Source organism: Nonomuraea sp. NPDC048892 (assembly GCF_040649735.1).
Classification (GTDB): Bacteria; Actinomycetota; Actinomycetes; order Streptosporangiales; family Streptosporangiaceae; genus Nonomuraea; species Nonomuraea maheshkhaliensis.
In genome coordinates this window covers 566693-591440 of the sequence record NZ_JBEZFZ010000005.1, presented here as the reverse complement: position 1 = coordinate 591440, position 24748 = coordinate 566693, and the positions used below count along the sequence as shown (strand labels likewise).

The 24748-nt window shown below is 71.7% G+C and carries 22 protein-coding genes, 1 other RNA gene and 1 pseudogene; 5 read left to right on the top strand and 19 right to left on the bottom strand.

The window, feature by feature from the left end; genetic code table 11:
- Window positions 1-19: 19 nt before the first annotated feature.
- On the bottom strand, window positions 20-886 hold the full coding sequence (locus tag AB0C28_RS20055) for a hypothetical protein (protein ID WP_357846993.1): 867 nt from the start codon (window positions 884-886) through the stop codon (window positions 20-22).
- A 265-nt stretch (window positions 887-1151) separates the two neighbouring features.
- Between AB0C28_RS20055 and AB0C28_RS20050 the strand changes: the two genes are divergently transcribed.
- The 3 genes from AB0C28_RS20050 (at window position 1152) to AB0C28_RS20040 (ending at window position 4113) form a co-directional block, all read left to right on the top strand.
- Window positions 1152-1481: a hypothetical protein gene (locus AB0C28_RS20050; RefSeq protein WP_358076247.1), complete on the top strand. Its 330-nt coding sequence runs from the start codon at window positions 1152-1154 to the stop codon at window positions 1479-1481.
- 109 nt (window positions 1482-1590) lie between these two features.
- Window positions 1591-3021, top strand: a complete 1431-nt coding sequence (locus AB0C28_RS20045) for an AMP-binding protein (protein WP_358076245.1) — start codon at window positions 1591-1593, stop codon at window positions 3019-3021.
- 18 nt (window positions 3022-3039) lie between these two features.
- Complete coding sequence (locus AB0C28_RS20040) at window positions 3040-4113, top strand: trypsin-like peptidase domain-containing protein (RefSeq protein WP_357846999.1); 1074 nt, start codon at window positions 3040-3042, stop codon at window positions 4111-4113.
- A 43-nt stretch (window positions 4114-4156) separates the two neighbouring features.
- Here AB0C28_RS20040 and AB0C28_RS20035 read toward each other — a convergent pair whose 3' ends face one another.
- The 5 genes from AB0C28_RS20035 to AB0C28_RS20015 all read right to left on the bottom strand — a co-directional run bounded on the left by AB0C28_RS20035 (window position 4157) and on the right by AB0C28_RS20015 (window position 11451).
- Entirely contained in the window at window positions 4157-4699 is a 543-nt protein-coding gene (locus AB0C28_RS20035) for an OmpA family protein (RefSeq protein WP_358076243.1), read from the bottom strand.
- Window positions 4683-5291, bottom strand: coding sequence for a hypothetical protein (locus AB0C28_RS20030; RefSeq protein ID WP_358076240.1), 609 nt, complete (start codon window positions 5289-5291; stop codon window positions 4683-4685). The genes AB0C28_RS20035 and AB0C28_RS20030 overlap by 17 nt, the downstream gene beginning before the upstream one ends.
- Window positions 5292-5365: 74 nt before the next feature.
- Window positions 5366-8500, bottom strand: coding sequence for a BTAD domain-containing putative transcriptional regulator (locus AB0C28_RS20025; RefSeq protein WP_358076237.1), 3135 nt, complete (start codon window positions 8498-8500; stop codon window positions 5366-5368).
- On the bottom strand, window positions 8497-10443 hold the full coding sequence (locus AB0C28_RS20020) for a serine/threonine-protein kinase (protein WP_358076234.1): 1947 nt from the start codon (window positions 10441-10443) through the stop codon (window positions 8497-8499). Before AB0C28_RS20020 ends, AB0C28_RS20025 begins: the two co-directional genes overlap by 4 nt.
- A gap of 39 nt (window positions 10444-10482) precedes the next feature.
- A complete protein-coding gene (locus AB0C28_RS20015; RefSeq protein ID WP_357847009.1) occupies window positions 10483-11451 on the bottom strand; it encodes a GlxA family transcriptional regulator in 969 nt (322 codons plus the stop codon).
- Between the two features lie 99 nt (window positions 11452-11550).
- On the opposite strand from AB0C28_RS20015, the gene AB0C28_RS20010 reads away from it, so the two are divergent.
- Window positions 11551-11961, top strand: a complete 411-nt coding sequence (locus AB0C28_RS20010) for a hypothetical protein (protein ID WP_357847011.1) — start codon at window positions 11551-11553, stop codon at window positions 11959-11961.
- Window positions 11962-12002: 41 nt separating this feature from the next.
- Here the strand turns inward: AB0C28_RS20010 and AB0C28_RS20005 are convergent, their stop codons facing one another.
- Both AB0C28_RS20005 and AB0C28_RS20000 read right to left on the bottom strand, forming a co-directional pair.
- Complete coding sequence (locus AB0C28_RS20005) at window positions 12003-12617, bottom strand: hypothetical protein (RefSeq protein WP_357847013.1); 615 nt, start codon at window positions 12615-12617, stop codon at window positions 12003-12005.
- Window positions 12614-13510 (bottom strand): hypothetical protein, encoded by an 897-nt coding sequence (locus tag AB0C28_RS20000; RefSeq protein WP_357847015.1) that lies wholly within the window; start codon window positions 13508-13510, stop codon window positions 12614-12616. Before AB0C28_RS20000 ends, AB0C28_RS20005 begins: the two co-directional genes overlap by 4 nt.
- A gap of 284 nt (window positions 13511-13794) precedes the next feature.
- On the opposite strand from AB0C28_RS20000, the gene AB0C28_RS19995 reads away from it, so the two are divergent.
- Entirely contained in the window at window positions 13795-14724 is a 930-nt protein-coding gene (locus AB0C28_RS19995; protein ID WP_358076231.1) for an AfsR/SARP family transcriptional regulator, read from the top strand.
- Between the two features lie 165 nt (window positions 14725-14889).
- Here the strand turns inward: AB0C28_RS19995 and AB0C28_RS19990 are convergent.
- From AB0C28_RS19990 to ssrA, 11 genes and pseudogenes are all read right to left on the bottom strand, one after another.
- Window positions 14890-15438 (bottom strand): annotated as a pseudogene (locus tag AB0C28_RS19990) (hypothetical protein); the annotation flags it as partial.
- Between the two features lie 179 nt (window positions 15439-15617).
- Complete coding sequence (locus AB0C28_RS19985) at window positions 15618-16481, bottom strand: phytanoyl-CoA dioxygenase family protein (protein WP_357847020.1); 864 nt, start codon at window positions 16479-16481, stop codon at window positions 15618-15620.
- Window positions 16478-17125 carry a TfuA-like protein gene (locus tag AB0C28_RS19980; protein WP_357847022.1) on the bottom strand — a complete coding sequence of 216 codons (648 nt, stop codon included), beginning with the start codon at window positions 17123-17125 and terminating at the stop codon, window positions 16478-16480. Before AB0C28_RS19980 ends, AB0C28_RS19985 begins: the two co-directional genes overlap by 4 nt.
- A 71-nt stretch (window positions 17126-17196) precedes the next feature.
- Entirely contained in the window at window positions 17197-18549 is a 1353-nt protein-coding gene (locus AB0C28_RS19975; protein ID WP_358076229.1) for a YcaO-like family protein, read from the bottom strand.
- On the bottom strand, window positions 18546-19778 hold the full coding sequence (locus tag AB0C28_RS19970) for a 50S ribosomal protein L11 methyltransferase (protein ID WP_357847026.1): 1233 nt from the start codon (window positions 19776-19778) through the stop codon (window positions 18546-18548). The genes AB0C28_RS19975 and AB0C28_RS19970 overlap by 4 nt, the downstream gene beginning before the upstream one ends.
- Window positions 19775-20509 carry a flavoprotein gene (locus AB0C28_RS19965; RefSeq protein WP_358076226.1) on the bottom strand — a complete coding sequence of 245 codons (735 nt, stop codon included), beginning with the start codon at window positions 20507-20509 and terminating at the stop codon, window positions 19775-19777. Before AB0C28_RS19965 ends, AB0C28_RS19970 begins: the two co-directional genes overlap by 4 nt.
- Window positions 20506-21513, bottom strand: a complete 1008-nt coding sequence (locus tag AB0C28_RS19960; RefSeq protein ID WP_358076223.1) for a phosphotransferase — start codon at window positions 21511-21513, stop codon at window positions 20506-20508. The genes AB0C28_RS19965 and AB0C28_RS19960 overlap by 4 nt, the downstream gene beginning before the upstream one ends.
- Before the next feature lie 5 nt (window positions 21514-21518).
- Entirely contained in the window at window positions 21519-22553 is a 1035-nt protein-coding gene (locus AB0C28_RS19955) for a T3SS effector HopA1 family protein (protein ID WP_358076220.1), read from the bottom strand.
- The gene (locus AB0C28_RS19950; protein ID WP_358076217.1) at window positions 22550-23515 is read right to left on the bottom strand and encodes a phosphotransferase; all 966 of its coding nucleotides are present in this window, start codon (window positions 23513-23515) and stop codon (window positions 22550-22552) included. The genes AB0C28_RS19955 and AB0C28_RS19950 overlap by 4 nt, the downstream gene beginning before the upstream one ends.
- A 132-nt stretch (window positions 23516-23647) precedes the next feature.
- Entirely contained in the window at window positions 23648-23875 is a 228-nt protein-coding gene (tvaA, locus tag AB0C28_RS19945; protein ID WP_357847034.1) for a thioviridamide family RiPP peptide, read from the bottom strand.
- A 198-nt stretch (window positions 23876-24073) separates the two neighbouring features.
- Window positions 24074-24457: a transfer-messenger RNA gene (gene ssrA / locus AB0C28_RS19940) on the bottom strand.
- Window positions 24458-24748 lie beyond the last annotated feature (291 nt).

Below are 24748 nucleotides of genomic sequence, written 5' to 3'. Positions count from 1 at the left end.
CTTCTGGCGTGTCAGCCTGTCACAGCGGGCGAACTTGCTGGACGAGCGTGTTCAGGTCGCGCCAGTACTTCTTGTTCGAGTCGGGGATCGAGGCCAGCAGCATGGCGGGCTTGGTCTTGCCCACCTCGATCACCGTCACCACGGCCTGCGCCTCCTGCTTCTTGCCGTTGAAGGTGTAATCGACCTTGTAGCCGAGCGTCCAGCCCTTGCCGACCGGGAGCTTCTGCGACGCGGTCCACTCGTCGAGCTGCGCGCCCTTCGGGTACTGGGTGCGGATCGCCCAGCGGACCGCCTCGGTGGCGAGCTTGCGGTAGTCGGCGTTCGACGAGGGCTTCTTCTCCGGCGAGTCGCCCGGATACATCGCCGAGGCGATCACCGTGTGCGGGACCGCCACCTTGCCGATCCGCTGCGCGATCGAGAACGGCGGGAACGACTTGGCCTTCCACGGCGCGGCCAGCCTCGGGTAGGTGATGCCCACGGTCTTGTCGGTGATGACGCCGCTGACCAGGGACGCCGTCCCCGAGAGCGTGTCCAGCGTCTTGCTGGCCGGCACCGGCGGCAGCACGACCGGGCTCACGGTCGGGCTGGCGCTGGCACTGGCGGTGGCCGACGGCGTCGCCGAGACCGACGCGCTGGGCACCGGCGCCACCGAGACCACCTGCTCGCCCGCCTGCTGGTTGGCGGGCACGTCGCCGGAGAACACGACGAACACCAGGAGCACGGCCAGGACCGTGGCGAGGATGGCGCCGAGCAGGTAGACGGCCCTGATCGGGATGTCACCGAGACGGCGCGCCGGAGGTGCGGCGGGGAGCGGGGGGACGGGCGGGATGGTCGGCACCGGGTGCTGGTGCGCCTGCTGCTGCCCGAACACCTGCCGCGGCTGCATCCCCGGCCCCATCGGCCCCGGCCCCTGCATCGGACCAGGCCCTTGCATGGGACTGGCGCCTTGCACCGGCCCTGGCCCCTGCGCCGCACCCGGCCCTTGCGACGGCCCCTGACCCGGTCCTGACCCCTGGCCTGGTCCTTGACCCGGGCCTTGCGCGGGTCCTGGTCCTTGAGACGGGCCCGGCGCTCGGCTCGGCGCCTGTGCCGGGCTCGCGCCCGAGGACGGCGGCGGGCCCTGGCGCGGCGGAGCCGGGGTAGGTGTCGGCTTGGGCGGCGCGGTGGGGTTCGGGCCGGACTGCTTCGGGGGCACCGGCTTCGGACCCGACTGCTTCGGAGCGACCGGCTTGGGAGCCGCGGGCTTGGGAGCGGCCGGTTTCGGGGTGGCCGGCTTGGGGCCTGACTGCTTCGGGCCTGACTGCTTCGGAGCGGTCTGGTCGGGGGTGGACGGCGCGGACGGCGGGCTCTGGGGCGGGGTCTGCGGCTTCACCGGGGCGGACGCGCCGGCCGCCGGCGGCCGGGAGATCCTGATCGTCTGCTCGGCCTGCTGCTCCTCGGGCACGACGATCTTGCGGAACGGGGTGGTGGGTGAATCGTAGGTTCGTCTGCGCTCGCCGTCGTCCGCCATGGCCTTGAGATTACGTCACCACGGAGCGGGATAATTCCTCTATTCCCCCTGCAGAATCTAATTCTGTAAGGTCTGCGAACATGAGGGGTTTCTACGAGATCGCGGCCGAAGACCCGGAACGCCCTGCCCTCCTCGGCGACGCGGGCATGACCTACGGAGCGCTGCTCGACCGGGTCAACCAGGCCGCGGGCGGCCTGACCTCGCGCGGAGTCCGCCCCGGCGACAGCGTCGTGACCGTGTTGAAGAACGGGGCCGACGCCCTGACCATGATGCTGGCGACGTACCAGATCGGCGTCTATCTCGTACCCGTCAACTGGCACTTCACAGCCGAGGAGATCGACTACATCGTCGCCGACTGCGGCGCCCAGGTGGTGATCGCGCCGGACGCCCTCACGGTCGCCGAGCTCGTCGAGGGCCGGCCCAGCACCCCGCCCGGCCACCGGCGGGCCGGATCGATGATGCTCTACACCTCCGGCACCACCGGCCGGCCCAAGGGGGTACGGCGGCGGCTGCTGGACCTGACGCCGGAGGAGCTGTACCCGATCCTGATGCGCAAGAGCTGGCGGCACTTCGGGCTGCCGATGGGCGGCGTGCACCTGGTGTGCTCGCAGCTCTACCACTCGGCGCCGTACGGACAGGCCATGATGGCGCTGCAGTTCGGGCACTCGATCGTGGCGCCCGAGCGGTTCGAGGCGGCCGCCGCGCTGGAGCTGATCCAGCGGCATCGGGTGACGAACGCGTTCATGGTGCCGACGATGTTCCACCGGATGCTGGCGGTGCCGGACCGGGAGTCGTACGACCTGTCGTCCCTCACCCACCTCTACCACGGCGCCGCGCCCTGCCCGCCGGCCACCAAGCAGGCGATGATCGACTGGCTGGGGCCCGTGGTGTGGGAGTACTACGGCTCCACGGAGGCGGCCGTGGCGACCATGGTGTCCTCCCAGGAGTGGCTGGAGCGGCCGGGGACGGTCGGCAGGGCGCTGGACGGCATGTCGTTCACGATCGTCGGCGACGATGGCGAGGAGGCGGCCCCAGGGCAGCCCGGACTGGTCTACATCGGCGGGATCAACCGCTTCGAGTACCACGGCGACCCGGACAAGACGGCCTCGGCCATGCGCGGGCGGGACTACACGCCGGGCGACATCGGCTACCTCGACGACGACGGCTACCTGTTCCTGCTGGACCGGCGGACCGACCTGATCATCTCCGGCGGGGTCAACATCTACCCGGCCGAGATCGAGGCGGCGCTGCTCGAACACCCCTCGGTGGCCGACGTGGCCGTGATCGGCGTGCCGGACCCCGAGTGGGGGCACAAGGTGGTGGCGCTCGTCCAGCCGACGGCCGGGGTCCGCGGCGGCGAGGAGCTCACGGCCGAGCTGCTGCGGCACTGTGCGCCCCGGCTGGCCAGGTTGAAGCACCCGCGGCTGATCGAGTACCGGGAGACGCTGCCCCGTACGCCGACCGGCAAGCTGAGCAGACGGAACGTCCGGGAAACGTATCTTTCCAGCTGAGCTGGGCAGTGAGCTGCCATGAGGGAGATCGCCGCCGGACTGGTCGCCGCCGCCGTACTGCTGACCGGTTGCGGCCCTCCCCCCTCGACCACGCGAACGGCCTCGCCGACCGCGGCCCCCACCTCCGCGACGCCTTCGGCATCTCCGACGGCGTCCGCGTCGCCGCAGACCCTGGAGGCGGCGTACGAGCGGGTCATCGCGGAGGCGCTGCCGTCCATCGTGCAGATCAACACGAAGGTCGGGCTCGGCTCGGGCATCGTGTTCGACGCCCAGGGACACATCATCACGAACGCCCACGTGGTCGGGCAGGCCACACAGATGAACGTCACCATCGCCACCGGCGGCGCGCCCCGGCCGGCCAGGCTGGTGAAGTCGTTCCCCGCCGGGGACCTCGCGGTGATCAAGGTGGACCGGCCCGACGGGCTGAAGCCGGCCAGGTTCGGCGACTCGTCGAAACTTCGGGTGGGGCAGATCGTGCTGGCGATGGGCAACCCGCTGGGCTTGTCGGGCAGCGTGACGAACGGCATCGTCTCCGCGCTCGGCCGTACGGTCACCGAGCCGCAGAACCCCGGCTCGCCCGGCGCCACCATCGCCGGGGCCATCCAGACCTCGGCCGCGATCAACCCCGGCAACAGCGGCGGCGCCCTCGTGGACCTGTCGGGCCACGTGATCGGCATCCCGACGCTCGCGGCCACGGACCCCGACCTGGGCGGCGGGGCCGCGCCCGGCATCGGCTTCGCGATCCCGAGCAACACCGCCACCGACATCGCCCGCCAGATCGTCGAGAAGGGCAAGGTCACCGACAGCCACCGGGCCGCGCTCGGCATCCGCGGCAGCACGGTGATCGGCTCGGACGGGCAGCCGAGCGGCGTCGGGGTGGCCTCGGTCGAACGGGGCGGCGGCGCCGAGCGGGCCGGGATCCGCGCCGGTGACGTGATCGTCTCGATCAATGGCAAGGAGACGCCGACGATGGCGGCCCTGGCCGAGACCATCACCACGCTCAAGCCGGGCGATCAGGCCCGGGTCGGGCTGATCCGGGCGGACGGGGCCAAGGAGACGGTCAACGTACGGCTGGGCCGGCTGCAGGGCTGACGTACGGCGGGCGACTACGGCCGGGTGATCCGCCTCCGAGTGGTCATTGCTTGGCGGTGAAGACGATCTCGACGCGCCGGTTCTTGGCCCGGTTCTTCTCGACGGGCTTGCCCCCGATCAGGTTGGGCAGCTTGGGGCGGCTCTCGCCGAACCCGCGCGACTCCAGCGTCACGCCCGCGTTCGTCAGCTGCCCGCTCATGGCCTGCCGCACGGACTGCGCCCGCCGCTCGGACAGCGTGCGGTTGTAGGCGTCGGTCCCCTGGTCGTCGGTGTGCCCCTCGATCGTGACCACTCCGCCGGCGCCCTCGGCCTCGACCTTCTCGGCCACCTTCTCCAGCCGCTGCCTGGCCTTGCCGGTGAGCTGCCACTTGTCCAGCGCGAACAGCACGTCGCTGGTCACGGCCACCCGTACCTGCCGGCCCTGCTTGGTCTCGCTCTCGGTGCCGTCCATCGACTCGACCTCGCCGACGATGTCCTCGATGGGGAACACGAGGTCCTCGACGGCCCCGGTGGCGTCCGGGGGCGGGCTGGGCGGCGGCGGCGGGGACAGCAGGAGCGCCAGCGCGACGCTAAGAGATCGGAACATCGGTGAACACGCCGATCATCGGCATCTCGATGTTGACCTTGGTGACGTCCGCGGGCGGGGCGGCGAACACCGCGTACAGCGTGGACGACTCCTCCGGCTCCAGGAACTGGCCCTGCGTCCCCGAGCAGACGCACTCCGCGCCTTCGCCGGTGCCGTTGCGGGCCACGCGGTAGCGCTTGGCGTTGACCGGGTCGATCAGGGAGACGCCGGAGACGGTGAAGTCGAGCCCGCCGCCGCCCAGGCCGTTGTGCACGTTGACCTTGCCGTCGATGCCGGTGACCGTCCAGTTGAGGCTGACGGTCCTGCCCTGGCGGGTGAGCGCGGTGATGTCCACCCGGGCCTTGCCGTGCGTGCCGCTCGCGCCGGTGCTGACCTCGCGGGTGGCGATCACCTTGGTGTCCTGGGGCGGCGCGCTCTGCGCGGGTGTCGTCTCCGTCGCGGCGCCCTGCTCGGGGGCGGCACTCTGCTCGGACGCGGCAGCCGGAGCGGTTTCCGGCTGCCTCTCCTCGCCGCCCGCGCCCTGCTGGCCCGGGATCACGCCGCAACCGGCCAGTGCGGCGGCCGCGAAAGCCAGTGCGATCGTCTTTCGCATGATGTGGTCACCTTCGTGGATTTGGGATGTGACTCTCACCCTAGAGAGGCGACCTTCAGGATCCGCATAGTCCGCTAAATATGCTGATCAGGCCGCCTGCGGGCTTCCTGTGCGAGGCGTTCCGCCTCGGCTCTGCCCTGCTCGTCACCGATACCGGCAAACTCTCCCATAGTGCGGGTAAGTGTCACAACAGCGGCATCTGGCTCGCCTGCCTGCAGCTCGGCTCGGGCGAGGGCCAGCAGGGCTCTGGCGGCGTTCCTGCGGTCGCCGTACGCGGTGAACGTCTCCACCGCCGACCGCGCCGCCTCCGTCGCGGCCCGCCCGTCGCCGCGCGCCGCCTCGATCTCGGCCAGAACGAGCAGCGCCACCGCCTCCGGCAGCCGGTCGCCGAGGCGGCGATTGACGCTCAGCCGCCGCTCGACACAGTCGCGGGCCACGTCGGGCCGGCCGGCGGCCAGCTGCAGTCTGGCCAGATCCAGCAGCGCCTCGGCCTCGCCTCTCGGGTCGCCCAGCTCCTGGTAGGCGGCCAGGCTCCGGCGCAGCGCGTCCTCGTCCTGGCGCAGGGCGCCCAACGCGCGCAGGGTGTCCGCCCGCCCGCGCCGATCACCGGCCTCCTCGAAGACCCGCAGCGCCCGTACGAACGCCCGCTCAGCCTCCCTGACCCGGCCCGCACGCCGCTGTTCGCCCACGTCGGCGAGCCCACCTTCGGCCGCGCCTCCGGACCCCCTTTCGGATCCGCCTCCGGACCCGCCCTCGCGCCCGCCTCCGGGCCTGCCTTGGGGGTCGGCCGCCTGTGCCTGCACCAAGCCGAGGCGGAGCGTGATCCTGGCCAGTTCCAGACCCTCCACCAGCGGCTGGGCCGCCCGGAGCGCGGCGGCGGCCGCGTCCGTACGGCCCTCCGCCCGGTGCAGGTCCGCCAGGCCGCGCAGCAGCAGGGCCTCGCCGTGGCGGTGGCCCGCCGCCCTGGCCGCGTCCAGCCCGGTGGCCGTCGTCGCGTGCCAGTCGTCGTGGTGGGCGCCCAGCTCGAACAGCGGGGTCAGGTAGAAGGCCAGCCGCCACGCGGCCTCGTACAGACCGGCTCGGTAGAAGTCGCCGACGCAGGCGGCCAGGAACCGGCGCTCGGCGCTCAGCCACCGCGCCTCCTGCCGCAACCACCCCGTCGCCAGACTCGCCTCTTCGAAGAAGACCGTGGAGGAACCGGGCGGGTGGACCTCGGTGCGGCCGGTGCCGGGTTCGGCCGGGAGGAGGGAGGCTCTGGCCTGACGGGCGCGTTCGAGGATCTCACCGGCCACGGCGGCGAGCACGCCGGCCGGGCCGCCGTCCTCCTCGGACAGGCGTTCGGCGGCATAGAGGCGGGTCAGGTCGTGCCAGCCGAACCGCTCCTGACCGGCCTCGTCCAGCCCGCGCGACTGCAGCAGCCCGGCCTCCGCCAGCGGCTCAAGGTCCGCCCCGAACACCCAGGGCGCGAAGTCGGGAGCGGACAGCGCGCCCAGCCTGCGCAGCAGCCGCCGCTCCTGATCCGGCAGGCCGCGGTAGCCGAGCGCGAGGCTGCCCCGTACGGCCAGGTCTCCGGCGCTGAGCTCGTCGAGCCTGCGCCGCTCGTCCCCGAGCCGCCCCGCCAGGTGGTCGAGCGTCCACCCGGGCCGCCTGGCCAGCCGGGACCCGGCGATGCGCAGGGCCAGGGGCAGGTGGCCGCAGAGCCGGACGATGCGCAGCGCCGCCTCGGGCTCCGCGCCGACCCGCTCGTGCCCGGCCACGCCCGCGAGCATCGCCACGGCCTCGTCCTCGTCGAGCAGGCCCAGCTCGTACGCCCGCGCCGCCTCCAGCCCGGCCAGCGGCGACCGGCTGGTCACCAGGGTGAGACTGCCCGGCCCCGTGGGCAGCAGCGGCCGCACCTGGGCCTCGTCGGCGGCGTCGTCCAGCAGCACGAGCAGCCGCCTGCGGGCCGTCGTGCTGCGGTAGAGCCGTACCCGATCGTCGAGGGCGGGCGGCACCGCGCCGTCGGGGCAGCCGAGTGAGCGCAGCAGGTCTTCCAGCACGGCACTGGGCGGCCTGGCGCCGAGCGAGGCGTAGAGGCGGCCGTCGGGGAGGTCGAGCGCGGTGGCGGCGTGCACGGCGACGGCGGACTTCCCGCAGCCGGGCGGGCCGTGCAGGACCAGGTGCACGGGTGCGGCGGCCTGCTCCCCCGCCATCGCCGCGATCCACCCGAGCACCGGCTCCCGCCCGGCGAAGTCGGATATATCCGGCGGCAACTCATTGACCACCACCTCCCGCCCCACCCCTCGCGGCCCCCGCCCCGCACCCGAACCACCCCTGGGCTCCACGCCACCAAGGTCACCGCCCGGCTGCCCCGCGCCACGGAGATCTCCGCCCCATCGGCCCCTCCCCACACCGGAATCGCCACCCCAGGGCCCCTGCTCCACCCCAGGACCGCCACCCAGGGCAGGACCTCCTCCTGGGCGGGGCAGGCCCGTGCCCGCGTCCAGGGCGTCGTTCAGCACGCGCTGATGGGCGGCGACCAGCTCGGCGCCGGGCTCCAGCCCCAGCTCCTCCACCAGCGTCCGGCGCGCGTCCTGGTAGGCGGAGAGCGCCTCAGACCTGCGCCCGGCCTGGTGCAGCGCCTCAATGAGGCGTACCCAGGCACGCTCACGCAGCGGATGCGCCCCGACCAGCGCCCGCAACTCGCCGACCACCTCGGCGCCCCGGCCCAGCCGCAGGTCCAGCTCCACCCGCTCCTCCAGAGCGGTCAGACGCAACTCCTCCAGCGGTACGCCGTACGTCCGGCGCAGCACCGACGACTCCACGTCCGCCAGCGCCTGCCCCCGCCACAGCCCCAGCGCCGCCCCGAACCCACCGGCCGCCTGCGCCACCCGGCCCTCGGCCCGCGCCCGCCTGGCCTCGCCGACCATGCGCTCGAACCGGTGACAGTCCACGTCGTCCCGCTCCACGTCGAGCAGGTAACCGCCCGGCACGGTACGGATCCCGTCCACGACCTTGCGCAGGGCGCTCACGTACACCCGTAACACCGACTCCGCCGACGCCGGCGGCCGGTCGTCCCAGACCACGGACATCAGCCGATCAACCGGCACCTGCTCCCGCGCCGACAGCAACAACGCGGCCAGCAGCGTCCGATGCTTGGCGGGGCCCGGAGCCTGACCCCCGTCGATCCGCAACGGCCCCAGCACCCCGAACCGAACCTGCGACCTCACGTGCCGGTCACCGGTCTGACGGCGAAGGACTCGAACCGCACCTGTATGGCCTCAACACCGACCCCCACCCCGGCCCCACCGGCCCGCACGACACCCGACCGCACGGCAGCGGACTCCGCACCACCGAACCCGATCCCCCCGGACCTCACACCACCGAACGCAGCACCACCAGACCGCACGACGCCGAACCCCGTACCGCCGGATCCGGTGTCAACGAACCGCGGACCGACAGACTTCGTGCCGCCGGGATGTGGGCTGCCCTGGATGCCTGAGCCGGGGGTGGTGGGCTGTTGGGCCGATGGGGCCGCGTAGACGCCTGTCTCGCCGGAGCCGTGGGGGTCGTCGGTGTCGGATGCCTCGCCGACCAGGGTCTCGTTCAGCCACATCCGCAGCGTCACCTTGCCCCCGCTCCGGCCGCATTCCGCGACGACCCGGTTGGTGGCCGTCTTCGGCGTGTTCGTGGGGCCGTAAAGGACCTTGGCCTCGGCACCGGAACGGCGCTTGACGATCGTGACCTTGCCCTCGCCGCTCACCCCGAACTCGTAGCGATCGCCCGAGCCGGCCGCGCCGTGGCACCACACGCCGTACTCACCCGTGCCCTGCTCCAGGGTGGCCTTCGCGCTGACGATCACCCCGTTCGCCGGCTCGCGCACGGGCGCCGACTTCCACAGGCGCCAGCCCGGCTTGACGGTGAGCCGGTAGCCGGAGCCGTCCAGGCGAGCGTCACCGCCCTCGGACGCGCCGGTGTCCCAGGACTCGAAACCCGCCTCGTACGGCCAGGTCTGCTGGGTGAGGCCCGGAATGTTCACGGCGACGACGACGGCGGTGACCAGCAGCGCACCCGCCCCGACGGCCCACGGCAACCACCGCCTCCGCCCCGGCGCCTCGCCCACATCCCCACGACCGGCACCCGCCCCGCCACCCTCAGCACCACCAAGCCGCCCGGCCCCCGCGCCAAGCACAGCGGTCCCGCCCTCAGCAGGCCCCGACCCGGCGATCCCGGACGCACCAGCCCCGGCCGCTCGCGGGTCGGCGGGCGGTCGCGGGCCGACATGAGCACTCCCAGCCCCAGACGGTCCCGAGGCGGCTGGGGGACGGACGTCGGATGTGATCGACTCCGTCCACGTGCGTTCCACCACCTCCGTCGCCGCCGCCAGCCGCGTCCCTCCCACCAGCTCCCCCAGCAGCTGCTGCGCCGTAGGCCGCACCCGCGCGTCCTTGGCCAGGGTGCGTTCCACCACCCCCCGGATGCCGTCGTCCAGCCCGTCCAGTCGCGGCTGGGCGTGCGCGATCCGGTACAGCACCTCCCCAGGCGCCCCGCCCCCGAACGGCAGCCGCCCGGTCCCGGCGTACGCGATCACCCCGCCCCACGCGAACACGTCGGCGGCGGGGGTGAGCGGGTCGCCGCGCACCTGCTCGGGCGCCATGAACGCGGGCGTCCCGAGGATGGACTGGCTGGCCAGGCTGGCCTGGTCGACGATCTGCGCGATGCCGAAGTCGATCACCCGGGGCCCGAGCGGCGAGAGCAGCACGTTGGAGGGCTTGAGGTCGCGGTGGATCACCCCGGCCCCGTGGATGGCGCTCAGCGCGGTCGCGATGCCGACGGCCAGCGCCTCCAGGTTGCCGCCCGACAGGGGCCCCTGGTCGCGGACGGCCTGGGCCAGGTCGGGACCCTTGACGTACTCGGTGACCAGGTAGGCGACGTCCCCGTCGATCCCGGCGTCGAGCACCGGCGCGGTGCAGAATCTGGCCACCCGCCGGGCCGCCGCCACCTCCCGTTCGAAGCGCCGCCTGAACGCCGGGTCGCGGGCCAGCGCCGGGTGGATGAGCTTGACCGCGGCCAGGCCACCGGTGGGCGTGGCGGCGAGGTGCACCTCGCCCATGCCGCCCTGGCCGAGCAGGCGCCGCAGCGCGTACCCGCCTATGACCCGGTCTCCGTTCATCGCAGACACATTAGCCAGATTCGAGGTGATGAGCCGGAATCATCCGACTGCGGGTGCCTGGGCCAGGCGGTAGCGGGAGGGCGGGATGCCGTACCGGTCGATGAACGCCTGCCGCAGCGTCTCCGCCGTGCCGAACCCGCAGCGCACCGCCACCGCCGCCATCGGCAGCGATGTGGAGGCCAGCAGATGGGCGGCGGCCTCGGTACGGGCCTGCCTGACGTAGCGGCCCGGCGTCAGCCCGAGGTGCTTGAGGAACAGCCGGGTCAGGTGCCGCTCGCTGACGCCCGCCTCGGCCGCCAGCGCGGGGGTGGTGAGGTCGTCGCGCAGGTGCGCGGAGATGTAGTCGATGGTCCGCTTGACCAGGCTGTTGGCCGGGGACGGCGCGTCGACGAACATGCTCATCTGCGCCTGGTTGCCGGGCCGCTGCAGGTAGGTGACCAGGTTGCGGGCGACGGTCCTGGCCAGTTCGGTGCCGTTGTCCTCCTCGATGAAGGCCAGGGTGAGATCGAGCGCGGCGGTGATGCCGGCCGAGGTGGCGACGTTGCCGTCCCTGATGAAGATCGGGTCGGGGTCGACGATCACGTCGGGGTAGCTGGCGGCCATCCGCTGCGCCTGGTCCCAGTGGGTGGTGGTGCGCCGCCCGTCGAGCAGGCCGGCCGCGGCCAGGACGAACGAACCCGTGCAGACGGAGGCCACGCGCCGGCTCTCGCGGGCCAGCCGGCGCACGTGACCGACGATCAGCGGGTTGGCGGCGGCGTCCTCGTGGCCGATCCCGCCCGCCACCACGAGCGTGTCGAGCGGCCCTGTGACGCGTTCGAGGGCGAGCTGGGCGTGCAGGGTCAGCGCCGTCGCGGTGGTGACGGGGTGGCCGCCGGGGGTCGCCACGCGGTATTCGTAGTAGGGCTGGGCGCCGTGCCAGTTGGCGCTCTCCAGCGTCGTGCTGACGGAGGCGACCTCCAGTAACTCCGCCGCCTCGTACGCCACCACCACGACCCGTCTCGGCTCCATGACCCCGACTGTAGGTCCGAAGGACGTGGATCCCAAGTTTACGGACCTCCTCAGCCTCCTTCCTTGGCCTCCCCGGCGTGCTCCGGCCACAGTCGGAGCATGACGACGACGACCACCCCCAAGTCAGGCCGCCGCTGGGGCAGATTCGCCCTCCACTACGTCGAGATGATCATCGCGATGTTCGTCGGGATGTTCGCGCTCGGCATGCTCAGGTCCGCCGTCGGCCTCGGCGTCTCCCACGTCGAGCAGCCGGAGCTCTGGTACCTCGCGATGGCGTTCGACATGTCCGTGGGCATGGCCGCGTGGATGCGGTGGCGCGGGCACGGCTGGGCGCCGACGCTGGAGATGTGCGGGATCATGTTCGCGCCGATCGTGCCGCTCTTCCCCATGCTGTGGCTGGGGATCATCGACGGCGGCGTCCTCATGACCGTCTCGCACGTGGTGATGTTCCCGCTCATGCTGGTGGCGATGCTGCGCCGCCTCGACGAGTACGCCGGCTGCGCCCACTGAGCACCGCCGGCTCCCCGCCGGCCCCCCGCCGAGTACGCACCTCAGCGACGCTCGGGCACCGGCTCGCGTGTCGTCCGCTTCCTGATGGCGCCCAGCACGGCGTGCCGGTCCCGGATGTCGGAGATCAGCACGTGCGCGACCAGCATCAGCCCGAGACACAGGATGTCGGCCGCCCACCAGGGGATCTCGGCGAGCAGCAGATACCCCTGGCCGTCGCTCAGCGACCTGATCACCACCGTGACCACCGCCACCACCAGGGTGACCAGCAGCCAGCTGCGCAGCCGGGGCAGGTTGCCGTTGTTCCACAGCCGGACCCGCCAGTTCATGAACACGGTCAGCACGCCGAGCAGGGCGCAGAACCCGATCAGCCACCACGGCAGGGCGAAGGCGTTCTGCTCGGCGATCTGCTCGCGCGTGGTGCGCAGCTCGGTCTCAGCCTGACGCTGGGCCTGGACGGCGGCGTCGAGCTCCCGTTCGAGCTGCGCCACGGTCTTCTGATCGCGGGCGGGCGGCGTGGCGTTCTCCGTGGGCAGCATGCGGGCCACCACGGTGAGCATGATCGCCACGAACGACAGCGCGAGCACGATGGCCATGAACAGGTCGATGAAGCGCAGGTCGAGCGGCGGCGCGAACGCCCTGGGCGGCCGCCTCCTCACGGTTCCCTCACCAGCGTGTACTTCTGCGGCCGGGTCTCGGCGGCGCTCAGCCGCTCGACCGCCGTACGCAGCGCGTCCATGCCCTTGATCAGTTCCTCGGTGCCGCCCCTGGACAGCGCCAGCTCCTGGGTGAGCCCCTGCATGTTGCCCATCTCGCGGGCGAGCCCCTGGATGTGGGACAGCTCGCGCGTCAGCCCCTGCAGCGCGGGACCGGTCTGCTTGGCGGGCAGGCGCGCGATGTAGATCAGGAAGACCTCGTCGGCCTCCATCACCGCGGCCCGCTCGGCCCGCTCGACCAGAGCCATCGACCCGAACGCGAGCACGCTCAGGAACAGCGCGATCATGGTGACGCCGAACGCCGACGCCAGCTCGGGCAGCACGTGCTGCTTGAGCGCGGTGATCAGCACGCCGGGGTCGCCGCGGCTGTCGAGAGCGTTGGAGAACGAGCTCACCATCGCGGCCATGGTCAGCGCGGTGCCGATGAACCCGAACACCGGCAGGGCCCAGATGAGCGCGTGATCGAGATGATGCTTGTTGGTCATCTCGCTCTCGTCCAGCGCCGAGCGGGCGCTCAGCACGGACTCGCAGTCGTTCCCGGCCTCGGCCGCCTCCTTGAAGAGCTTGAGCCGCCGGGCCACCAGCGTGTCCTCGTTCGGCTTCACCGACCCGATGTTGGTCCTGGCCCGCTCGGTCGCCTCATCCTCCCGCCGGATGTCCGGTACGGCCCTCGCGATCCTGAGCACCGTGATCAGGAACACCGCGATGACGAGTGTGACCACGAGCTCCGCCGCCGCCGGGGCCGTGGTGGCGCCCACGAACTCCAGCAGCGCTTCGACCGCTCCCGCCACCATCAGGACGGCGGACACCAGCAGGCCCACCACCGGTGCGAACACCGAGTGACGCCAGTCGTACCTTGACACCCTTCAACCCCACTCCGCACACGACTTGTCAGGGGAACACCTAAGCACACGTACAGCAATATTTGGTTACGGAGTGGCAGTTCTGTGACCTATTGTCCCCCAGCCGCCACACCCCTCGGCACCACAAGGTGTCCGGCAAGCGAACGCGCACGGACGTTCTTCGGATAGTGCGCCCGGGTGGGCGACCATATTCTCGCAGGAACACCGGTGTGGGGGCGCATCGCGCATCCGTCGCGATCCCGGCCGGAGCAACGGGAATGCCGACAAAGACAGAGGTGTCTCCTGACGACGAAGGCTTCATCGATCGGATCTCCGCGCCGGCCCGCGACGCCCGCGTGAGTCACACCGTGATCTTCACGATCCTGGGCCCCGTCGGCGTGCTGACCCAGGGGGAAGCCGCGCGGAAGACGGCAGAAGAACAGCTTTCCGAGCATCGGGTACGCGGTCTGCTGGCCGCCCTGCTGCTGCGGCCCAACAGGTTCGTGGCCCACACCACGCTGGCCGGGCTGCTCTGGGACGAGCCGCCGGCCGGATACCGTTCCAACCTGCGCACGTACGCTTCCCGCCTGCGTCGTTGCCTCAACGCGGCAGACCCGTCGCGGATCCGGCTGGAGTCGCGGAAAGGGAGCGGCGAACAGGGCGGAGGCGGCGCGTACCTCCTGCGCGTCGGGGAGATGGAGCTGGACGCCGACGTCTTCCTCCGGCTGATCGCCCGCGCGCAGACCATGCGGCGCGACGACAACCCCGAGTCAGCCATCCACCTGCTGAAGATGGCCCTGGAGCTCTGGCACGGCCCGGCCGGCGGTTGCGACACCGCCGGATCCGGCCGGCTGCTCGCCCAGCTCGACGCGTTCAACGACCTGCGGTTGATCACGCACGAGGACCTGATCGCGGTCCGGCTGCAGCGTGGGGAGCACCGGCTCGTCATTCCCGAGCTGAGGGCCCTGCTGGCCGACCACCCCTACCGGGAGGGCGCCTGGGCGCAGCTGATCTACGCCTTCCACCGCTCCGGGGACGTCGAGAAGGCCCTGCGCACCTACCGTGAGCTGCGTGACATCCTGGCCAAGGAGCTGGGGGTGGAGCCGAGCGAGGAGCTGAACCGGCTGCACCGCGCCGTCCTGGACCGCGACGACGCCGGCGCGCGGAGCGTCATCTGGCCGAAGCGGGACCCTCTCACGGTGCGCTGACCGGTTGTGACCCGCCGGCGACAGGGGAACCGACCCGCTCGACGCCGGTACCCGATCATCGGCCGATACGCCGGGAGGCGCGGCCGTCCAGCCCGGCTCGATCGCCAGCCAGCTGTCGCGGACCGGCCTTTGACGGACGAACGCGTACGGCAGCCACCCGTAGCCGTCGTCTCCCCACCCCGGCCCCCAGCTGTTGCGCACCCGGAACGCGCCGGTGAGCCCGGGCCCGCACGGCCGATGGTCGTCATAGCCGACGAGCAGCAGCACGTGCGCACCGAGGAGCGCCTCCCCGGCGCGCGGGACCGGAAAGATCCCGTCGGCGAACGACCTGGTCGTCGAGAGATGCAGCGTGACCTCGAAGACGACGGGAACGCCCACCGCGAGCGGCTCCTTCAGCAGTGTGATGAGCCTTTCCCGCCGACCCGCGCCACCCGCGCCGGCGTCCCCCGCGTCAGCGGCGAGCCGCCGGAACTGCAGCCGCGGCGCGCTCGGCGGGTACGCCTCCTCGGGCGGGTCCTCGTTGACCCGGCTCGGGTCCAACGGCCAGCTCGCCTCGTCAGCCAGGCCGTAGCGCGCCCAGGCGGCGAGGCTGAAGAGGATGTGCGAGCCGTCGCGGTCGGGATCCCCGCCGAGCCCACGGGAGAGGCGGTAGTTGAAGAGCACCGAGGGCTCGAACTCCCGTCCCTCGGCCCGTCTGGCGTAGTAGGAGGCCATGGCGGTGACCACCGCGGAGGTGCACAACGGGCGTTCCCCCTGGTCGATGACGGCGGGGAACCACCGCTCGACGGGATCCGTCGCGGGTGGCAGCCTCATCAGGTCGCGCGCCGCCCACGGAGGCGCGAGCCCTGTCCCGGTAGTGCGGAAGCCGCCCTTGACCACGACCTGCCAGCCGGTCACCCGGCCCGCCCGGCGTGAGCTTCGCGCATGACCGCGACCAGCCGGGCGTCCCGCATCCTCACCGCGGCGCGAAAGCCGCGCAGCGCCTCAGGGGCGAAGTCCGCGGCAGGGCGCTGCTCGGGAAGGTAGTACCCGTGACGGTCCTCGCCACGCACCAGCAGGGCGCTGTCGGCGCCATGGACGGGCCGCACGGCGGGGTCGATGTAGTCGACGGCGAAGCAGAGCCGCTCCGTCTCGCCCGTGCTGGGTCCCGAGCTGTGGACGGTCGCGGGGGTGTGCACGGCGCACTGCCCGGGTTCGAGGTCCACGCTGAGCACGTCCTCCCGCGCGATCTCGTAGTCGGCCCGCTCGCCCTGGAGGAGATCGTTCACGGAGGAGCCGGTGAAGCCGTGCGGCACCAGCCCGCCCGCGTGCGATCCGCGGCAGTACACCATCGTGCCGTTCGCCCTGCTCGTGGGGGTGAGAGCGATCCAGACCCGGATCGCGCGGCCCTCGAAGCCCTCCCATCCGTAGTACGGGGCGTCCTGGTGCCAGGCCAGGCGGGCAGGGCTGTGCTCGGGCCGCTCAAAGATGTTGGTGGACCACACCAGGAGATCGGGGCCGATCAGGCTCTCGGCGAGATCCACCGCCGCCTCGTGGTGCACCAGCGCGTCGGCCCATCGCGTGAGCAGGTGGATCTTGGGATAGTTCCAGCGCTGCCGCAGCAGCCCGCCGGCCCGCCGGGTGATCTCGCGATAGGTCCGCAGCGCGGTGGCGTACTCCCGCGCCTCCTCACGCTCCAGCAGGTCGACGGGGAAGAGGAATCCGTCGGCACGGAAGCGGGCGAGCCGGTCGTGCCGCGTCGCGGGACGGTCGCTCATCCCAGGTACTCCCTGATCGCGCCGAGCAGCAGCCGGGCGTCGTCGGCCTTGGTGTCGGGCGCCTCGGTGGCGAAGAACCGGGTGAGCGCCTCGTGCTCGCCGGCGGGCAGAGCGGGCTCGACGACCCGCAACACGTTGCGCGCGGTGCGGTCGGGGAAGTACAGCTGCTTGGCCGCGTCGACGAAGACCGCTCCCGTCCCGGCCGTGACCAGCCCGCGTTCCACCGCCGCTTCGACGGCGAACCGAAGATTGATCATGGGATCGGACACGGCCGTCCCGGTCTCCTCGTCGTAGACGATCGCCACCTCGTCGTCCGCGTCCACGGCCCCGGACGCGTACGCCTCGTAGATCCTGCCGACGCCGATCATGCCCCAGGGAGCGCACTCCACGGCGCGCAGAGCGCCCATGCTGGACGATCCATAGACGCGTACGCCCTGGTCGACGGCGGAGAGAACCTCCTTCGGCGAGATCGACAGCGACGACAGGAACCGGCCGTCCACGATGCCGATCACCTCGGGCGGCTCAGGCCGGCTCAGCAGGGCGTCGATGTCGCCGCGCTGGATCGGCGGCAGGTACTCCGCGTCGAGCTCCTTCGACGCGAGGGCCGGGCTCAGGCTCGGCCCGAGAAAGACCGCTGCGCGCATGGCATTCCTTTCTGCGGTCATAGGGGTCATGGCGGTCGTGGGGGTCGTGGGGGTCGTGGGGGTCATGGCGGTCAGCCCGCCTCGGCGAGGGACAGGCGGCGGTCGAGCTCGGCGGCCGTACGGACGGAACGGTTCCACGCGGTGGCGGCCCGGCGGCCGAGCCTGCTGTGATCGACGCCCCAGGACTCCAGCCCGGGCACCAGCAGCCGGACCACGGAGACCGGGATCTGCGGCGGGGACAGATCGACCACGATGGCCCGGGTCATCCCGATCGCCCGGAGGCGGTCGAGCATGAAGCGCACGTCGTCCATCACGTCCCCGTGCCGGAAGGAGGGGATCTCCCGGGCGTCGAGGATCTTGTTCGCCGGCTTCCAGAGCCAGCCGTTCGCGTCCACGGTCGCCGACCGGTGTACGTGCAGCATGTGCTTGGGCACCTTCGTGCCCGGCAGCGAGATGTCCTCCCGCATGGCCTGGATGTCCACCGCGCGTCCCTGGGCGCACTCGCTGATCGCCCGCACGATCGCGACCTCGGCGTCAGGGTGGGTGCCGAATCCGGCGTGGTTGTGCGCCGAAGCGGCCGTCAGCGCCTCGGTGGTCGCCGCCGCGAAGGTCGGCACGCCGATGTCGTTGGTCAGCTGGACGACCCGCATCTCCAGCCGTGCCTCGCGGACGCGGGCGACCAGCTCCTTGGCTCGCGGCGGCAGCGTGTCGATGTCCACGTGCGGGTGCTGCTCCTTGAGCCAGCCGGTGATCGCGGACGTGTGCTCCGCGCGGTCGTCACCCTCCAGCACCCGGCCGAGCTTCGTGCTCAGCAACTCGGAGATGGTGATGGCGTCACGCTCGATCACCTCGCACAGCGCGTGGCACACCGCTTCCTCCAGGCTGTTGCCGGAGGCGAGCCCATTGGTGGTGGTGATGCGGTAGCAGGGCGCCTCGTGGTACTTGGCCACGTAGCCGGCCGCGTCCTGGGGAACCAGGACCGGTTCGCCGGAGAGCAGGTCGTGGCCCTGCGCCCAGGAGAAGGGCAGGTCGTCGGAGTAGTGCGGGGCCAGTTCCAGCAGGTACTCGGCGGGGTGCATCACGCTCCGCCCCTCGGCGCGCAGTTCCCGGTACGAGGCGATGACGGCGGGCATGCGGGGCAGCCACGCGGAGAAGCGCTCCATGGCCTCCATCACGGCCGAGGTCTTGGCCTGCAACGGGGTCATGCCCTTGCCGTTGTAGACGGAGATGATGTCGTTGGAGCGCGGGGAGATCGCGTTGTAGACGGGGATGCCGATCCGGTCCAGCCAGGTGATGTCGGCGACCCGGGTGACGCCCGCCCGCAGGAGATGCGGCTCCACGCGCGACCAGGTCTCTTCGGCGGTGATCTCCCGGTGCACGCCATGGCCGTCGACCTTGGGCACGTGGGTACGAAGCTTCATCATTCCCCCTCTGTCGGGACGAGTTCTGGCTGGACGAGTTCGACCCGCGCCCGGCCGTCGCCCTCGTACCGGTAGCTCAGCGTGATCAGGTCGCCGGGCGCGACCTTGCGCTCCTCGGGGAAGGCCCAGCCGGCGCAGTACCAGTGGCTCTTCTCGCCGCCGTCCCAGGGAGCTGTGGAGAGCACGGTGGTGGGACCGAGTTGCGCCTCGAAGTAGACGAGCGCGGTGTTGAACAGGCCCGCCCTGGTGACGGGCACGCTCACCTCGTTCTCGAAGTGCCGTACGTCCTGGTGCAGGTCGACCGTGAACAGGGGCACGGGCTCCGAGAGCGGCTCCCACTCCCGCACGTGCTCGGGGCGTTCGTAGAAGCCCGCGGAACGGGAGAGGTTGCCCTCCAGCATCGGCGAGAAGTCGATGCCGTAGCGGCGCTGCCAGCGCACGATGTGCGCGGGCAGGATCCGGTGCCGGGAGCGGAAGCCGTCCGGCATGTGGGCGAGGTAGATCTTGGCGCGCAGCGAGCCGGGGATCAGGCGGGCGTCGTCGGTGAGCAGGCGCCGCCGCGCGTCCTGGAGGTTCTCCCAGATGACCATGTCCAGGCCGTCGTTGCCGATGATGTCGGTGGTCAGGACGGTCGCCTTCTCGGGCAGTTCGGTGGTGGTGGACCAGCCGCGCACAATCGTGACCCGGTCGGCGAAGCCGTTGCGCTCGACCACGCGGGCGGCGATGTCGCCGGTGCGCGCGGGCTCGACCGCGTACACGTGCCTGGCGCCGGCGCGGGCCGCCGCGACGGCCAGGACGCCGCAGCCGGTGCCGAGGTCGAGGACCACATCGTCCGGGCCGACCACCTCGTCGATGGCCTTGAGGAACTGTGTCTTGCGGACCGGGTCGTCGAGCATCGTGATGTCCAGGTACGTCTGTCCGTACCCGCCGATGGGGAACATCAGCTCCGAGTGGCCCTCGGCCGGGTCGGGGGTGAGCAGTCCGGCCCCGGCCATGGTGGTGAGCGTCGTGAGCAGCTCGTCGACGGCGCGCCTGCCCTTGAGCCGCGGCCGAAGCCGCCGGAGGGCCTCGGCGACGGTCACGGGCTCGTAGAACACGTCGAGGAGAGACAGCGCGTGCGGGCCGAACTCCCAGATCCGCCGGTCGTGGTGGACCCGCACCCGATGGGAGCTCTCCACCTCGACGAGCAGTTCGGGGACACGACGCAGCGTCACGTCGGGCGTCAGGGTCAAAGCTTCCTCCTGTTCTCACTGCTTGCGGCGGCGGCCAGAGCGGCGATCAGCGGCGGCAGGTAGTCGCCCATCGAGCCCTTCTCGTCCGCGTCGGTGGCGAGCGAGTGGCCCGTCCGCGGCTCCACCACTTCGAGGCCGTCGGCTCTGAGTTGCGCGATGTTGCGCCGCATGACCGGTTTGTTCCAGGTCGTCTCGCTGGTGGAGGGCACGACGACGGTGGGGCACGACACGGCCATGAGCGTGGAGCTGACGAGGTCGTCCGCGATGCCGTGGGCGAGCTTGCCGACCAGGTCGGCGGTGGCCGGCAGCACCAGGGCCACCTGCGCCCACCGGGCGACGGACACGTGGGAGCGATCCTCCAGGGGGAGGTCGTCCCAGTCGCACATCACCTCGCAGCCGACGACCCGCCGGAACGAGTCCTTGGTGACCAGCCGCAGCGCCATCGGCGTCAGCAACACCCTGATCCGTCCCAGCCCGAGCCGGCCCGTCAGCCAGAGCAGGATGTGCGGCACCGCCAGCGCCGCGACCGAGCCGGACACGCAGACCAGCAGCCGCACCCCGCTCAGGTCGAGGCGGCTCCCAGCCTCGGCGTCTGCCTCTGGCTCCGGTCGGGGCTGGGGCTCAGCGTCGGCCTCGGGCTCGGGCTGGCGCTGGGGCTCAGGCTGGGGCTCAGGCTGGGGCTCAGGCTGGGGCTCAGGGTCGGCCTGGGGCTCGGTCGAAGGCCGGGTCACGCCGTCACCGCCGTCGCGAACCGCCGCCAGTACGCCTCCAGCCGCGGCAGCGCCACGTCCAGCCCACCGTCCGGGCCACCCCCGGCGGCCTGACCCGCGGGCCGCCACAGCGTGCTCTGGGCGCAGTGCTCCAGCAACCGATCGGCGACGAGACCCACCAGCCGATCGGCATCGGGCACCGCGCCGTACCCGTCGAGGAACGCCACCGCCGCCGGATCGTCCGCCAGCTCGACGAGCGCGGCCGCTTCGACCAGCTCGGCCAGGAAGAAGGCCAGATCACGCAGGGGGTCGCCGAGCCCCGCCTCCCGCCAGCCGAGCACCGCCGGCCGGTCGGTGTCGGCGCACACGCCTGTCGAGAACCGGCCGTGCACGACCACGGGGTCACCGCTGAACGGGGTGACGCCCGCCGCGGCGCGGGCGAGCCGTCCGCCCTTCAGCCGACGCCGTACGGCCTCGACCTCCCTGGCCGCCTGCGATCCCTCGGGCAGCCAGGCCGGGGCGGACCGGCGCGGCAGGTCGGCCGGCGGCGCGGCGTGCAGCAGGGCGAGAAAGCCGCCCAGTGCCCGGCAGACGCGTTCGAGGTCGCCGCGCGCGGCACCGTACGCCCGGTCGCAGAGCAGCGCGGGGGTGGGCAACGTGGGCCACGTGGCCAGGCCGGAGGCGGAGAGCGTGGGGACGGCGGCGAGCACGGCGGCGTCCTGGGGCAGCACGGCGCGCAGCGCGCCGAGCCCGCGCGCGTCCAGGTAGCGCGGGTTGCGCTGCTTGTCCTGTTCCGCCCAGCGGTAACCGGACGGGGCGCGCACGCAGACCCGGAGCACGAACGGCCCGTCCATGCTCCGCACGAGACCTCCGACGGCCGGGGGCGTGCGGCCGGTGCCGCTGCGCACGAGACCTCCGACGGCCGTGCGGCCGGTGCCGCTTTCCGCGGGCCCGGCCGTCCGGCCGACGGCGTCGGTTGTCCCGCTTTCCGCGCGACCGGCCGTCCGGCCGGCCGCGTCGGTCATCCCGCTCACGGCACCGGCACCGACACCGACACCGGCACCGGCTCGGCGTACGGCGTCTCCACACTCAGCCCCTCGCGCTCGTAGCGGTCGCGGATGGCGGCCAGCCGGCCGACCGCGTCACCCACCCCCCGCTCGTGCGCCTCGACCAGCGCCTCGGCGACGAGCAGGCAGCGGTGTTCGCCGAAGCTCAGCAGGCGTCCGGGCACCTGGGGCTCGACGGCGAAGGAGACCCCGAACGCCAGCGGCAGCGCCAGCCTCGGATAGTCGTCGCGCAGGACGGCGCGCGCCTGCGCGCACATCTCCAGCAGGGTCGTCCGGTGCCGCGACCACGCCTCCGAGCTCAGGAAGAGCACTCCGGCGTCGCGCCGGGCGTAGGCGGCCGGGTGGTTGGCCATCTTGAACTGGAAAGGGATCTCCAGCGTGTTGAGCGTCGAGGTGACCGCCTTCATCAGGACGGGGGCGCCGGAGTGCCCGTCCAGGCTGAAGTAGACGCGGACCAGCCCGTCCTCGCGTTCGGCGACACCCTGATCGCCGATGGCCAGGTACCAGCCGAGCAGGGCGTACCGCATGCTCGGCGGGAACCGCACCGACACCGGCGCGCCCACCGTCAGCTCACCGTCCGGTCCGGTCGCGACCAGCTCCTGCGGGGTGGCGCGAAGCGTGATGCCGTCCGCGTGCACCAGGAAGCCCTGCTCGTCGTGCCCGGTGATCCGCCAGCCGGGGGTGAAATGCCCGCGTCCGGCGTTGTGGCCGTGCAGCTGCTCGCTGAAGGCGTAGTCCTCGTAGTCGGGGATGGTGGCGACGGCCTTGCCGCCGTCCATGAGGATCCGCGCGGCCGCGTCGTCCCCCGCGTAGTACGACAGATAGATGAGCTTCGCCAGGTAGGTGACCACCGGATGACCGTCCCCTGCGGCCATGTCGCGTGGCGGCTCCAAGATTCCGAACCGCGGGTGGGTGAAGGTGAAGGCGTCCTTGATCACCACTTCCTCCGCGATCTCACGAAAAAAGCGGAGATAGGGGTTGTCCGGCTCGTCCGTCATCGCAGGATGGCCTCCGGGGCGGGATTTCGGATGAGCTGCTTGCCGTACAGCAGGCAGAGGTGGCCGATCCGGCCGAGGGCGCCCAGGAGCTGCAACCGGCTCACCGCCTGGACCAGCAGGAGGATGCCCGCGTACCGGAAGATCCGCTCCTCGTGCGCGTGCTCCTGCTCGGCGAGCCGCCGGTAGGCGCGCAGGAAGGCGCGGATGTTGTGCCGCGCCGCGCGGGGTCCGTCCGGGTCACCGTGGCGGCGCAGAGCAGCGGCGAGGAACTGGCCCACCACGGTGCCGAGGTCGAAGCACGGGTCGCCGAACCCGGCGGCCTCCCAGTCGATGACGCGGACGGGCGCGGACGCCCCCGGGTCCCGGGCCAGCAGGACGTTGTCGTCACGCAGGTCGAAGTGGATCAGGCTGTCCGGCCGCCAGCCGGCGTGAATCTCCAGGAAGTCCTGCCCGAGCTCCTGCATCGTGCGCAGGTACGCGTCGAAGTCGATGCCGCAGCCATGGGCGAACTCGTGCGGCGTGGGGATCGTCGACTTCGGCACCGGCGGACGCAGCAGCCAGTCGGGGTACTCGGCGTACGCCTCCCCGATCGGCGTGCGGTGCAGCCCCGCCATCGCCGCGGCCAGATGGACCAGGTACGCGGTGTCCACCACGTGGGTGTCCCTGATCACGTCGCTCAGGCGTACGCAGTCCCGCATCACGTCCAGGGCGATGGTCCCGCTCCGGGGGTCGGCGGCGAGCAGGCGCGGCAGCGCGGCCCGGGTCCTGGCCGGCAGATCGAGCCGGTCGATCAGGCTCAGCATCACGTACTCGTAGTCGTGGTCGTGCTCGGTGTCGGTGTCCGGCCACTTCAGGAGCTGGGCGCTTCCGTCGGCGAGTTCGACCATCAGCACGAGCCGCCGCGAGACGCGCCGGCTGACCCGGACCACCCGATCCGGATCGATGCCCAGCGCCGTGAACACCGGGGCAAGCTCCGCGCCGCGGTGGTCGAACTGCTGCGTCTGGCGGGGCGCGCTACGCCGACCCGGACGCGGGATGTGAAAACCCAGCGTCCGGGCGCGCAGGAGCTCGTCAGCCCCTGACTGCGGGACCATCTAGCAGTGCACCCCGGCGGTGACGATGATGCCGGTGAAGCTGCCCTGGATGCCCTCGTCGGGCGACAGCCCGACCTTCTCCTCCAGGAACTGCTGCAGGTCCTCCGGGGACACCCCGGCCAACTCGCTGAACGCGGCTTCGGACGTGTCGAAGTCCGCGGCCGACTCCTCGGCGCGGATCTGGGCGACGATCTCGTCGAGATTGTGCTCGGGCACGATCGCTGTCATGGCCTCTCCATGGTTCGGCGTCCGCTGGAAGCGGGAGGAACGGTGAACGGCTCCAGTCTGGGGACGGAGCGCATGCCGAACGCATGGGCGCGAGAATCACCCTCGTGAGGAAGGTCCTGTTCCGACAGGTGCGTGCCCCAACAAACACGAAACCGCCCCTTTCCTGCGATGTTTCCGCAGGTAAGAGACGGTCTGTGATGGTGGAGGTGGCGGGAATCGAACCCGCGTCCTTCAACCCCAAGTCAGGGATTCTCCGGGCGCAGCCTGCTGTGCTTTTCTCAGCCCCGGCGATCACGCAGGCGAGTCGCCGACGGGCTCAGCCACTGTTAGATTTCCCGATCTTCCCCGTGGCCGGGTCGAACGGTTGAGCCTTCTAACGATGCCAGACACCGGGCCGAAGGCACTCCCGGGCTGACAGTGGTTTCGCTACTTAGGCAGCGAGCGCCAGGGAGTCCCTGGCAGCCACAGTGCTCTTGGAATTGGCACTTGTTGTTTGCGGTCACAGGATTAACGAGGTTATGTCCGCAGTCCTCGGCCCGCTTCACCTGGCTTGCAAGGCCAAAGTCGAAGCCAGTCACCCCCTGTGCAGTTGTCAACACGCCCTGGGACCGAAGTCCCAACGACGAGCAACATGAATCTACAGCGGACAACGCCCTCAACGCCAACTTAATTCCGAACGGCGAAACCCCCGGGAGCGCGGCGCAGAGGCACACGCTCCCGGGGGCCGACCGGCAGGGTCGAGCCGGTCCGGACGGCAGGACTTCCCCCGAGATGAAGTCCTGTCTCATCACGGCGACTGGGACCGCAACCCCCCGAGCGGGCCCAGTCATCAGGTAAGACGCAACCGGGCCCGCGAATGGTTGCTCCGCGTAG